General features: G+C 43.3%; 13 protein-coding genes and 1 other annotated feature. Of the genes, 5 read left to right on the top strand and 8 right to left on the bottom strand.

What is annotated here, in order from left to right; translation table 11 throughout:
- Nucleotides 1-77 precede the first annotated feature (77 nt).
- On the bottom strand, nt 78-2,510 hold the full coding sequence (gene leuS, locus M3M36_RS06435; RefSeq protein WP_252773750.1) for a leucine--tRNA ligase: 2,433 nt from the start codon (nt 2,508-2,510) through the stop codon (nt 78-80).
- 317 nt (nt 2,511-2,827) lie between these two features.
- On the opposite strand from leuS, the gene M3M36_RS06430 reads away from it, so the two are divergent.
- Nucleotides 2,828-3,352 (top strand): hypothetical protein, encoded by a 525-nt coding sequence (locus M3M36_RS06430; RefSeq protein ID WP_252773749.1) that lies wholly within the window; start codon nt 2,828-2,830, stop codon nt 3,350-3,352.
- A gap of 63 nt (nt 3,353-3,415) precedes the next feature.
- Nucleotides 3,416-3,547, top strand: a complete 132-nt coding sequence (locus M3M36_RS06955; RefSeq protein ID WP_256470326.1) for a hypothetical protein — start codon at nt 3,416-3,418, stop codon at nt 3,545-3,547.
- A gap of 123 nt (nt 3,548-3,670) precedes the next feature.
- Here M3M36_RS06955 and tuf read toward each other — a convergent pair whose 3' ends face one another.
- The 7 genes from tuf to M3M36_RS06395 form a co-directional block, all read right to left on the bottom strand.
- Complete coding sequence (gene tuf, locus M3M36_RS06425) at nt 3,671-4,858, bottom strand: elongation factor Tu (RefSeq protein ID WP_059393490.1); 1,188 nt, start codon at nt 4,856-4,858, stop codon at nt 3,671-3,673.
- Between the two features lie 173 nt (nt 4,859-5,031).
- A complete protein-coding gene (locus M3M36_RS06420) occupies nt 5,032-5,943 on the bottom strand; it encodes a type I restriction endonuclease subunit R (protein ID WP_252773748.1) in 912 nt (303 codons plus the stop codon).
- Nucleotides 5,944-6,104: 161 nt separating this feature from the next.
- A complete protein-coding gene (locus tag M3M36_RS06415) occupies nt 6,105-8,000 on the bottom strand; it encodes a ribonuclease J (protein ID WP_252773747.1) in 1,896 nt (631 codons plus the stop codon).
- Nucleotides 8,001-8,277: 277 nt separating this feature from the next.
- On the bottom strand, nt 8,278-8,697 hold the full coding sequence (rplT, locus tag M3M36_RS06410; protein WP_252773746.1) for a 50S ribosomal protein L20: 420 nt from the start codon (nt 8,695-8,697) through the stop codon (nt 8,278-8,280).
- 43 nt (nt 8,698-8,740) lie between these two features.
- Complete coding sequence (gene rpmI / locus M3M36_RS06405) at nt 8,741-8,938, bottom strand: 50S ribosomal protein L35 (RefSeq protein WP_252773745.1); 198 nt, start codon at nt 8,936-8,938, stop codon at nt 8,741-8,743.
- Nucleotides 8,939-8,996: 58 nt separating this feature from the next.
- Nucleotides 8,997-9,449 (bottom strand): translation initiation factor IF-3, encoded by a 453-nt coding sequence (gene infC / locus M3M36_RS06400; protein ID WP_369795887.1) that lies wholly within the window; start codon nt 9,447-9,449, stop codon nt 8,997-8,999.
- Nucleotides 9,450-9,548: 99 nt separating this feature from the next.
- Nucleotides 9,549-9,673 (bottom strand) — a sequence feature (ribosomal protein L20 leader region).
- A 61-nt stretch (nt 9,674-9,734) separates the two neighbouring features.
- A complete protein-coding gene (locus tag M3M36_RS06395; RefSeq protein WP_252773744.1) occupies nt 9,735-10,385 on the bottom strand; it encodes a DUF1361 domain-containing protein in 651 nt (216 codons plus the stop codon).
- 224 nt (nt 10,386-10,609) lie between these two features.
- On the opposite strand from M3M36_RS06395, the gene rpmF reads away from it, so the two are divergent.
- The 3 genes from rpmF (at nt 10,610) to mscL (ending at nt 13,121) form a co-directional block, all read left to right on the top strand.
- Entirely contained in the window at nt 10,610-10,783 is a 174-nt protein-coding gene (rpmF, locus tag M3M36_RS06390) for a 50S ribosomal protein L32 (protein WP_047974236.1), read from the top strand.
- Between the two features lie 132 nt (nt 10,784-10,915).
- Nucleotides 10,916-12,628: an Rqc2 family fibronectin-binding protein gene (locus M3M36_RS06385; protein ID WP_252773743.1), complete on the top strand. Its 1,713-nt coding sequence runs from the start codon at nt 10,916-10,918 to the stop codon at nt 12,626-12,628.
- 40 nt (nt 12,629-12,668) lie between these two features.
- Nucleotides 12,669-13,121: a large conductance mechanosensitive channel protein MscL gene (mscL, locus tag M3M36_RS06380; protein WP_252773742.1), complete on the top strand. Its 453-nt coding sequence runs from the start codon at nt 12,669-12,671 to the stop codon at nt 13,119-13,121.
- The last annotated feature ends 4 nt before the right edge of the window (nt 13,122-13,125 follow it).

Genomic DNA, 13,125 nt, shown 5'->3' with positions numbered 1-13,125 from the left:
AAAATCCGTCTTCCTAACGGGCTATTCTTGGATTGTTTCAATTAAATCAGCTAAACACCAAGATAACACGTTCGCTCTTACTTCGCAACAATATTAACGAACTTACCTGGAATGGCAATAATTTTTTTGACTTCTAAGCCATCCAAGTTCTTTTGAACTTTTTCATCAGCCTGAGCTGCTGCAATCAAGTCGTCCTGACTGGCATCAGCTGACAAAACCTGCTTTGAACGAACCTTACCGTTCACTTGGAAAATAATTTCCTTTGTATCGTCGACCAAGGCCTTTTCGTCATACGTTGGCCAAGCAACATAAGTGATTGATTCCTTTGAACCCGTCAACTTTTGCCACAATTCTTCGGCCAAATGTGGTGCAAATGGTGCTAACATTTGCACGAAACCTTCCATGTAGGCAGCTGGAAGCTTGTCGGCCTTATAGGCATCATTAACAAAGACCATCAACGTTGAAATAGCAGTATTGAAATGCATGTTTTCCAAGTCTTCCGTCACCTTCTTGACCGTCAAATTGTATTCCTTTTTGAGCGTGTCATCGGTTTTATCCGTCAACTTGTCCGTTACAGAACCATCCTCATTGATGAGCAAGCGCCAAACACGGTCTAACCAACGACGAGATCCCGTCACCCCTTCTTCAGACCATGGCTTATTCTGAGTCAAAGGTCCCATAAACATTTCATAAATTCGAAGCGTATCGGCTCCATACTCGTTGACGATGTCATCAGGGTTAACCACATTGCCCTTCGACTTGGACATCTTTTCGTGATTAGCACCCAAAATCATTCCTTGGTTAACTAATTTTTGGAATGGCTCCTTTTCCTTGACCACGCCAAGGTCATACAAGACCTTGTTCCAAAAACGAGCATACAAGAGGTGCAAAACAGCGTGTTCTGCCCCACCGACATACAAGTCAACATTCTTCCAGTAAGCTAATTTCTCAGGATCAGCCAAAGCCTGGTCATTCTTTGCATCGATATAGCGTAAGAAGTACCATGATGATCCAGCCCATTGTGGCATGGTATTGGTCTCACGGCGACCCTTCATGCCATCTTCACGAGTCACTTCCAACCAGTCCTTAGCATTGGCCAATGGTGATTCACCAGTACCAGAAGGCTTCAATTGTTCCTCTGTCATTTCTGGCAAACGCAATGGTAATTCATCTTCTGGGACCAACGTCTGTGTGCCATCTTCCCAGTGGATAACAGGGATTGGTTCACCCCAGTAACGCTGACGAGAGAAAATCCAGTCACGCAAGCGGTAGTTAACTTTCTTTTCACCAGCACCATTTTCTTCTAACCAAGCAATCATCTTATCGATAGCCTCTTGCTTACCCAAGCCGTCGACAAAGCCTGAGTTAATGTGTACGCCTTCGCCACTATAAGCTTCCTTGTCGATATTGCCACCCTCAATAACTGGAAGAATGCGCAAGTCAAACTTTTTAGCAAAGTCGTAATCACGCTGATCATGCGCTGGCACGCCCATCACAGCACCAGTTCCATAAGAAGCTAAGACATAGTCGGCAATCCAGATTGGCAACAATTCGCCATTAACCGGGTTCTTCGCATAAGCTCCAGTGAAAACCCCTGACTTATCCTTGTTCAAATCAGTTCGTTCCAAGTCAGACTTAGTGGCAATTTCTTCTTGATAAGCCGCCACGGCTTCCTTTTGATCAGCGGTCGTAATCTGGTCAACCAAATCATGTTCTGGTGACAAAACCAGGTAAGAAGCGCCAAACAAAGTATCTGGACGAGTTGAGAAAACTTCAATCTGCTGACCGGCATGCCCATCAACTGCAAAGCGAATAGCGGCACCAATTGAGCGACCAATCCAGTGGCGCTGTTGCTCCTTAATCGCTTCAGGCCAATCCAAGTCATCCAAATCATCAATCAAACGGTCAGCATAGGCCGTAATCTTCAAAACCCATTGCTTCATTGGCTTACGGTAAACAGGATATCCACCACGCTCCGTCTTGCCGTTAATCACTTCTTCGTTGGCCACGACCAGGCCACCACCTGGAAAATCAGGAGCCCAGTTAACCATGATTTCATCTTCATAAGCCAAGCCCATTTCATAGAGCTTTTCAAAAATCCACTGCGTCCACTTGTAATAGCTAGGATCCGTTGTCTTAATTTCACGGTCCCAGTCGTAAGAAAAGCCCAATGACTTCACTTGGTTCTTAAAAGTTTGAATGTTTTGGTCCGTAAAGGTTGCGGGATTGTGACCCGTCTTTAAAGCATACTGTTCGGCTGGCAAACCAAAAGCATCCCAACCCATTGGATGCAAAACATTAAAGCCACGAGCGCGCTTAAAACGCGATACGATATCTGTGGCTGTATATCCTTCTGGATGACCTACGTGTAATCCTTGGCCAGATGGATAGGGAAACATGTCTAAGGCATAAAACTTTTCCTTATCTGATTTATCTGATGCTGCAAAGGTTTGATTCTTATCCCAAAAATTTTGCCACTTTTTCTCAATTGTTTTGTGATCGTATCCCATTTTATTCCTCCATCTACTAAAAAACGCCCTATGTTAAGCCACTTGGGCCTAACATAGGGCGATTATCATCGCGGTACCACCTACGTTTTGTTCAATTGCTTGAACCTCGAAGTTGCCTTAACGCAGCAAGACGTACCGACTACTCCACTTCACCGGTAGGGGTTTCAACCGAGTTCATGATTTTGGTTGGCAAGCTTTCAGCCCCGCTTACTTTCTGACGCTCCGCAATCACTACTATTGTTGAAAAGTACCTTCATTATAGCATAAATCAGTAAAAATTCGTATACTAAAGATTAGAAAAGAAAAAGGAGCTCGCGATGCAAATTTCAAATCGACATTTTATTCAAAGTACACTTGAAGAAACAGTCGCACCTGGTAACCTCGTTGTCGATGGTGCTGCTGGTATCGGCTTAAACACACGCTTTTTATCAAGCCGTGTGGGCTCACAGGGCCAAGTCTTGACCTTTAGCGAAGAGAAAGAAAATGCGAACCAAATCGCTTCTTCTCTTTTTATGGCCGGCCTACAAGACCGCGTTGATGTTATCAACGGCGTTTTGACTCAAGACAAGTTGCAGGCACAAATTGGTAAAATTTCAAAACTTGACCTTGCCATCCTTGATTATGGATCCGACACCGGCACTTCCCTTCCGAACCGAGAAACACTCAACAAACAAATTACCCTTCTTTGGGACCACCTTAAAGATGATGGCCTCTTGATTGTCAACTTAACCCGGAACCAGCAGGCAGCCAACTTCGATGTTTCCATCACAAATGATACAGATAAGGCCAGCTACCAAACCCATTCTGATTTAACTTATTTGATTGAACGCAAAGACCGTTAGTCCCAGCATATCAACTGGTAAAATGGTATAATAACGCCAATCAATAAAACGGAGGCAAAATTCATGGGACGAATTGTCAACCAAGAAGAGCACATTAACACACCCTTAGAAGAACTCATCGACCTACCCATTCTTGATACACAGCAAGATAAGGAAGCGCGAGACAAGGCTTTGGGTATTAAAAAAGACAAATAAAACTTAAAAAAGCCCGCTGGCTGTTCAGTAATTACTGACAGTAGCGGGTTTTAATTTGGAACGTGCAATTTTAAGCAAAAGAAAAAGCCCACTAAAGTGGGCTTTTGAAGAAATAATAAATTATTATTCTTCGATTTCAGTAACAGTTCCGGCACCAACAGTGTGGCCACCTTCACGAACAGTAAACTTCAATCCCTTTTCAATGGCAACTGGTGCAATCAATTCAACGTCGAACGTTACTTGGTCACCAGGCATAACCATTTCAACACCGGCTGGCAATTCAACAACACCAGTAACATCAGTAGTGTGGAAGTAGAATTGTGGACGGTAGTTAGTGAAGAATGGTGTATGACGACCACCTTCGTCCTTAGTCAAAACATAAACTTCGGCCATGAACTTCTTGTGAGTCTTGATTGAACCAGGAGCAGCCAAAACTTGACCACGTTCGATCTGGTCACGGTCAACACCACGGAGCAAAGCACCAATGTTGTCACCAGCTTGAGCTTCTTCCAAAGTCTTACGGAACATTTCGATTCCAGTAACCGTAGTCTTTTGGATTTCATCCTTCAAACCAACGATTTCAACTTCAGTACCAGTAGTCAAAACACCACGGTCAACACGACCAGAAGCAACAGTACCACGACCAGTGATCGTAAATACGTCTTCGACAGGCATCAAGAATGGCTTGTCATCTTCACGTGCTGGAGTTGGGATGTATGAATCAACAGCGTCCATCAATTCCATGATGACCTTAGCTTGTTCTTCATCACCTTCCAAAGCCTTCAAAGCTGAACCCTTGATAACAGGAATGTCATCGCCTGGGAAATCATATTCTGAAAGCAATTCACGAACTTCCATTTCAACCAAGTCGATCAATTCTTCATCGTCAACCAAGTCAGTCTTGTTCAAGAAGACAACCAAATGTTCAACACCAACCTGGCGAGCCAACAAGATGTGCTCACGAGTTTGTGGCATAGGACCATCAGTTGCGGCAACAACCAAGATGGCACCATCCATTTGAGCAGCACCAGTGATCATGTTCTTAACGTAATCCGCGTGACCAGGGGCATCGATGTGGGCATAGTGACGAGCATCAGTCTCATATTCGATGTGAGACGTGTTGATCGTGATACCACGTTCCTTTTCTTCAGGAGCGTTATCGATTTCAGCGAAATCAGTAGCAGTTCCACCATCTTTTTCTGCCAATACCTTTGAGATAGCAGCAGTCAAAGTAGTCTTTCCGTGATCGACGTGTCCGATCGTACCAATGTTAACGTGGGGCTTATTGCGAACGTAAGTTTCCTTAGCCAATGTAGTTTCCTCCAATTTTATCTCTCAGTTTTTGTCCCGAGAAAATCGTATGTTTATATTTTACAACGCCTGGGCCATAAAGGCAACCATTAAACTGCGTTTTTCTGGCACTTAAGCCGACACTTATTATACTAAGTTCTCGAATTTTTGTAAACACCCATTTGCTAAGGAGTCTACTGCCCTGCCAGCTCAGCCAATGCCTGCAAAACCAAGTCGTGTACCTGTTTTTGTTTAGTCTCTTCTTCTGGTGCCTGCTCTTGGTAAAAGGCTGACAAGTCAGCATCCACCCAGGCCATGGCATCCAAGATACTTTCTTCTAATCGCGGAAACAATAGCATGGCTTCTAAACGTAGCTGGTCAAACAAAGCCTGGTAGGCAATTGGATCTTCTTGACCAACTTGGTCATCCAAAGCCGCAACAAGTTTTTGAAAGATCTGATTGGTGAACACGGGCGAGATAGCCTGCAAATCAATTTGATGGCGTTCTTGATCAAGCCATTGGTAGGTCACAACCCCAGTCTCCCCAAGCTCCTGTAGGTCACTCAAAAGCGTACTGCGCATCAGCGGACTGGCAAAGGGATCAACTAGTAAGAATTTCGCCCCTGTGACAAAGGTAGCTACGGGCAAGTGTAAGGCTTGTTGGTAGCGTTCCTGTTGTGCCACCATCGATTCGTCGCTAAGATGATAAAAATGCTGGGCAATCGTCTTAAGCGTCTGCCCCTGCTGGTTTTCGGCCTTCCTTTCACCGTCTCGAATTTGTACCAACAGACCTTCGATTAGTTCCTGGTTTGGACTCTGCAAAGCCCATTGTTGGGCGGACACAAAGTTTTGTATTTGCAAAAGCAGGTCAAAGTACAACAAGAACAAATTTTCATGTTGCGCATAATCGGACAAAAAATCAGAAGCATAATCTTTGGCTAATTGGTATTGTTGGTCCTCTTTTAGCGCCAGCACCAACTGGCGGTTGAGGGTCAAAGTTTGCTCTTCTTGGTAAACTGTCACAAATAGACCAGCTGCCTGATGGTAGTGTTCCTGGTTAAATTCGGCCTCAGCCTGGTCTTTGATTTCAATCAATGTCTTTTCCAAGTGAAACTCCTTTTACTCTAATAAGGCAACTTGCGCCTCTATTCTAACAAAGAAAAAAGGCCCTGACGGGTCTTTTTTCAAAATGATTGATAACTATTACTGCCAATTGCTGCAAATGCCAATGTCAGGAATTAACCCCGTTTAACCACCTAAAATTTTAATTATTGGTTGACAGTTTGTTGCTTGGCTTGGTTCTTTTGACCCTTGCCCTTACTTCCCGGATTCTTGGGCTTATTTTGCTTTACTTGATTATTTTGTTTCTTTTGGTTGTTACCTTGTCCCGACTTTTTTTGACCCTTTTTTTGGTCTTTATTCCCGTTGGTCTTCTTCCCCTTTTGACCAGCAGTTTCTTGCCCCTTTGAATGGTGTGGTCGGCGGTTTTGGTTGACTTCCATCACCACGGGCATTACCATTGGCCGGCGACGAGTTTCATTAAACAAGAAACGAGACAATGATTCCCGAACACCATTCTTAAGTTCATTCCAGTCAAAGGCTTTCGCATTCTTCAAATAGTCTTCAATGGCATCAATCGTCAGCTTACCAGCCTCCTTCATCAAGTCGCGGTTTGCCTTAACATAAACAAAACCCCGAGACGTCATCTTTGGCTTTGAAACAACCTTGCGCTTCTTGCGATCAATTGTTACGACTGTGACAAAGACACCATCTTCAGATAAAATCCGACGATCACGAAGAACGACATTACCGATGTCATTCAAAGAATCACCGTCAATCATGGTTTCCCCAATCGTAAAGCCACCCTTCTTTTCAAAAGTTTGGCCATCATAAACGTACTGATCACCACGCTTAGCCATGATAATTTTTTTTGCTGGAATATCGACTTCCTCGGCGGCAGTTTTTGCCGTCACCATCACTCGGAATTCACCGGAAACAGGGAAGAAAAATTCTGGCTTCATGAAATTAATCATCATCTGCACGTCTTCAGCTGATCCGTGACCAGATGACCGTAAATCAGCTGAAATCTGTTTGACGTCGGCTCCTTGTTGGAAGAGCAAGTTTCGTGTTTGGGCCACATAAGACTCAACAGCAAAAGACGGTGTTGTTGCAATAAAGACTAAATCAGCAGCGCCCAAGCTAATATTAGGATTTTCACCCTTAGCCATCTTGTGCAAATTTTTAACGGGTTCGCCCATTTTACCGGTTTCCAAAACAACGATTTGGCCTGCCGGCAATGTCTCTAAATCTTTCAAATCAGCAAAAAGTTCTTCCTTTGGCAATGGCAAATTCAACTTTCCCAAATTCAAAGCAGCATGAACGATTTGTTCCACATCTTGCCCAGAAAAAATCAAGCGACGATGAGTCTTGGCCGTAGCGTCAATAACCTGCTGGACACGCTGAATATTAGAAGCGACCACAGCGACAATAATTCGCTTGCCTTTGGCAGCCACAAAGCTGTCTTCAACATACTGATGAATCTTCTTCTCGCTCACCATTGGCTTGCCAATATCTTCAGTTCCGGCCGCATCAGCTAACAATGCCAAAACTGGCTTAGCACCAATTTCAGCCAAACGAGCATAATTTGTTTGATAAGAATCTTCTGCTGTTTGGTCAAACTTAAAATGACCAGTATAAACAATCTGACCCTCATCCGTTCCCAAAACGACTCCTAAAGCTTCGGGAATGGTATGCGTGGTATTGAAGAATGAAACCTTAACGGCACCAAAATCAATTTCAGTATTTTCATTAACCACGTGAAAATCATCAAAAGCCTTTAAATCAGCTTCTGCTTGGATGGCTAATTTCGCCAAAGCAATGGTCAAGTCAGAACCAAAAATTGGCACCTGCAGCTGTTGCAACAAGTATGGCAAAGCACCAATCGAATCTGCATGACCGTGTGTCAAAAAGATTCCAGCAATTTTTTCTTGGTTATTAACGAGGTACTCAAAATCAGGGATGACAACGTCAATCCCGAGTTGTTCCGTCTCGGGGTACTTGAGTCCGGCATCTAAGATGAAAATTTCATCGTTGACCGAAACGGCATACATGTTTTTGCCGTTTTCACGCACTCCCCCAAAGGGAATTATTCTTAAATCTGTCATGTTCTATCCTTTTGTCGTTACTACTTTTTTAAAGCGAATCATCTTGAAAAGGCAGCTTGGATTATTGGCCTCTTCTTGTCTCGATTTCAATTACATCTAGTTTAACATAAAATCCCCTAGCTTGGGCAAAAGCGACCCGATTCAACGCAAAAATTGGCAAAAAAATTAGAAAATGCACATCAAAAAAAGAAAAAGCCCAAGCCTGAAACGGCTTGGGCTGAAAATAAAAATCAGACTTAGAATATTCTAAGTCTGATTTGATAGGCGTTCATTAAAATTAACGTTCAACCTTAACAGTTGTTTCAGTTGTTGCTGCTGTACGTTCCTGAACCAAGACAGAACCTTGTTCCAAGGCCTGCTTTGCTTGGTCAGCCAACTTAGCAAAAGTATCAAAGTCAGATACGGCCAAATCAGCCAACATCTTACGGTTCAATTCGACACCAGCCATGTTCAAACCGTGCATCAACTTTGAGTATGACAAACCATTCATCCGGGCTGCCGCGTTAATCCGAGCAATCCACAACTTACGGAAGTCGCGCTTGCGGTTCTTACGATCACGGTAAGCGTACAAGTATGACTTGTAGACTTGTTGCTTAGCAACCTTATAATTGATGCGACGTTGGCCACGGTAACCCTTAGCCAACTTAATAAACTTTTTGCGACGTGCGCGTGAAACTGTACCACCCTTAACTCGCATGGGTAATTCCTCCTAAATAGTATTAATTAAACGACCCTTTAAATTAGAGGGTAGACAACAACTTGGCGTACTTCTTGATGGTTGCCTTATTCATCATCCGAGTACCACGTAATTGACGACGTTGCTTCTTTGTCTTACCGTGGAAACGGTGTGATGTGTAAGCTGAGGCTGACTTAAAGCCACCCTTAGCTGTCTTCTTGAAACGCTTTGCTGAAGCGCGGTGAGTCTTCATCTTGGGCATGAGTCCATATTCTCCTATCGTTTTTCAAGTATCTAGCGACCGGTCAAAATGAATCTGCTTAACCCTTTTTAGGAGCTAAGACCAAAAACATCTGGCGACCATCCATCTTAGCACGTTGTTCAACCTTGGCAATATCGTCCAATTCGTTGGCCATTCGTTCTAAGACTTCGCGTCCAATATCTTGGTGAGTAATCATCCGGCCACGGAAACGCAAGTTCAACTTCACCTTGTTTCCCTTTTCAAGGAACTTAATGGCAGCTTTCTTCCGCGTTTCGAAATCACCAGAATCAATCACTGGTGACATCCGGACTTCCTTCACCTGGACAACCTTTTGGTTCTTGCGTTGTTCTTTTTGACGCTTTTGCGCTTCGAACTTGGCCTTTCCCCAATCCATGATTTTGGCAACAGGTGGTACAGCATTGGCCTGGACAAGCACCAAATCTTGTCCCAAGTCATCGGCAATGTTTTGTGCATCACGCGTTGACATTTCCTCTTGCTTACCGTCATGAATTAATAGAACCCGACTTGCTCGGATATTATCGTTGACTAAATCAACTTGTCGTGGTTGACGTGCTATGGCTAGGTACCTCCAAAAATTTTGTTGTGAACAACGAAGAAAAAAATGGGCAAACCGAAGTTCACCCACTTTACCTGACTGTACAAAAAGTACAACGTGTATCTGCCTAGCAACAGCAATCGTCACGAGGCGAGAAGCGGGTGCTCCTACTTGTTCAACAATCAATACTATACGCACTTTTCATCTTTAAGTCAAGACTTTTCTAATTTTTATTCAAGCTCAATCGTGCTGGCTACCTTCAACAGCCAAATTAGCCAATAAGCGATCACCAAAGTGATAAACAACTAAAATCGCAAACTGAGCAGCCGCAAAAAGCAGGACAAAGGCAACCATGTGGGCCGAAACGGCATCCTGTGTATTGGCCAGTACAAACTTAAAGTTTGTAAAGACATCCCAAGAATTTAGCCGCAAGAACCGTCCCAGATAAATACCAATGGACGACACCAGTGAAACAATGGCCAAAAGCACCAAGACGGTTAACCCGCTTCTTTTAATAAAGAACTTTTGAATTAGTAATTCCAATGAAAGAATGCCTAGATAAACACCAATAAAAATCCCAGCTGATAAAACTGAATAATTAAAATACTGATAACGAACGTCCAATGAATCGCTAATATATTGCAAATGAATAAAATCCGTGATCATATACATGGTATTTGGGAAAAACAACAACCAGAGAAAGGAAAAAAATGCTTGTAGCAGCTTCGATTTAAAAATGAGCACCAACAAGGCGAAGTCCAATGGCAACAAAGCCAAAAAGACGTTCCACATTAAGAAGTCAAAATGGGTTGGCGTCACTAAAACGAACAAAATAAAGGCCAAGACGACCAGGTGAACAACTAGCATATTCATTACATTTCGTTTCGTCATCGCGTTTTTGTACCCCATTACATTCGTTTGACTCCCCCTTTAAACGCCAAGAGAAGAGATAATTTAATATCATCTATTTTAACAGAACTAAGGCCGTTCGTTAAGCCTTTTTAGCCGATTATTTCAAAGATTTTACAAGGAAAAAAGATTCCACCAGTTGACATTCCCTTATAAATTAGATAAACTTAACAGGTTGATAAATTGAACCGAAAGGAGGTGCCAGCATGGCTACCCCATCAAACAAAAATTCTAAGTCTCACAAGCGTAACCGCCGCGGACACATCGGTTTGAATGTGCCAAACATTGTTTTGGACAAGACTACTGGTGAATACCGCGTTGCTCATCGCGTCTCTCCATCAGGGATGTACAACGGTAAGCAAGTGACCGAAAATAAGTAAGTTTTAAAAACCTCACTCTGTGTAGTGAGGTTTTTTTGTGACCAAATCAGTGCCCAATTCCTTGCTTTCATCACTTTTTCGATGCTGATTTCGTTATAATAGAACTGATACCCCTTTGAAGGAGGAAAGACAATGCCCCTTGATGGCCTCTTTGTCCATTCGTTGGCCAAAGAATTAAATGAACAACTCGCTGGTGGCCGTATTACGAAAATTCACCAGCCTTACCCGAACGAGATCATAATGGTCGTTCGCAATAATGGTCAGAACTATCCGGTCTTGCTTTCGGCTAACCCAGCCTATGCCAGAGCCCAAGTGACTCGAATTCCCTACCAGAATCCGGCTACGCCGCCCAATTTTGCGATGTTCTTGCGTCGTAACTTAGAAGGAGCCCGGTTAAGTTCGGTTGCACAGGTAGAAAATGACCGAATTCTTCACTTCTCGATTAGTACACACGATGAACTGGGCGATGATCAAACACTGATTTTAACGCTTGAAATGATGGGTCGGCATTCAAACCTCTTTTTAGTTCGAGAAAAAGATCAGCGCATTTTGGAACTAATCAAACACGTCCCAGCTGACCAAAACCGTGTCCGGTCATTGATTCCCGGTGCGACCTATACCCTGCCCCCTGCCCAAAATATGACCAATCCATTTGGCCAAGATTTGACGGCTTTGGCTAAAATTTTACTAGACATGGACAAGGTTGACTGGCCAAAAGCCATTCAGCAAACCTACCAAGGATTTGCCACTCTTTCAGCCAAGAATTTGGCCAAGCATTTGGAAACTGGGGCAAATGCCATGCAAACAGCTCAGGACTGGTTGGCTCATTTCGACTCACCACAGCCGACCCTTTATCAAGTAGACAACAAGTATACCTTTGCCGCTTTTGATTGGGATTCTGAACAAGCAGGCCAGCCTTATGACACACTCGGTGATTTATTGGATGCCTACTTCCAGGGTCAGGCGGAAGCCGACCGCGTTAACCAGCAGGCCGGGACCTTAGTTCGCCTGGTTAAAAACGAATTGAAAAAAAATCAAACCAAGGAAAAAAAGCTCCAACAGACCCTGACAGATTCAAAAAATGCTGAAAGCTTTAAGGTCAAGGGCGACTTGCTGATTACTTATCCGCACCTCGTTCATAAAGGCATGCATTCGGTTGAAATCGAAAATTACTATGACAATAACCAGTTGCTGACTATTGACCTCGACCCCCGCTTTGACGGTTTACAAAATGCCAACCGTTATTTCCGTAAGTACCGTAAGCTCCGCTCAGCCAAGGATTATGTCTTAGAGCAGCTGAAAACTACTGCAGCAGAAATTGACTACTTTAATCAAATCGCTAGCCAATTGGCAGTGGCTTCGCCCAAAGACGTTGCTGACATCAAGGTTGAATTGATTGAACAGGGCTACCTACGCGAAAAAGTCAAGATCAAGACCAAGGGAAAACAGACGAAAAAACCAAAACATGTTTTATCTGCTCCCGACCAATTTACGGCTAGTGATGGCACGCTGATTGAGATTGGCAAAAACAATCTCCAAAATGACAAATTGTCCCTAAAAAAGGCTAACCGCCAGAACATCTGGCTGCACGTACAGAAGTTACCTGGTTCTCATGTCATTATCCATTCTGACAATCCATCACAAGAAACCATCGAAGAAGCTGCTAAATTAGCTGCTTATTTCTCAAAGGCCCGCGATTCAGCCAATGTCCCCGTTGATTACTTACCAGCAGGAAAATTGCGGAAGCCAAACGGCGCCAAACCCGGTTACGTTATTTTTGAAGGCCAATCGACTACTTACGTCACACCTGACCCACTTTTAGTGCAAAAATTGAAACATTCGTGATAAAATAGACTTATTCTGAATCATGTAAGGAGTAAGTAATATGCATTTCATCAAAGAATTCAAGGCCTTCATTAATCGTGGTAATATGATTGACCTAGCAATTGGGGTAATCATTGGTGGTGCTTTCTCTGGTTTAGTCAAATCATTGACAACAAACCTGATTAACCCCTTGGTTGGCTTTTTCACTGGTGGGGGAAACGACTTAAACAGTTTAAAGTGGGTTCCCTACAAGCACCTGACATTCAAATATGGCGCCTTTTTGAATGATGTTATCAATTTCTTGATTACAGCCTTTGTTGTTTTTCTTCTGATTAAGATCATCAGCAAGTACATTATTAAGCCAAAGCAAAAACCCGCACCAGCTCCAAGCGATGAATTGCTTGTACTTCAAGACATCAAAAAGATTTTAGCTGATCAACAGCAAACAACCAACGCCCAAACTACAGCAACAGATGGAACTGACTCACAATCCCAATCTGCTAGCAATCAATAAAGTA

The organism is Fructobacillus americanaquae, from assembly GCF_024029775.1.
In the GTDB taxonomy this organism is placed as follows: Bacteria; Bacillota; Bacilli; order Lactobacillales; family Lactobacillaceae; genus Fructobacillus; species Fructobacillus americanaquae.
The sequence above is the reverse complement of the archived record's forward strand: the minus strand, read 5'-3'. Positions and strand labels throughout refer to the sequence as shown.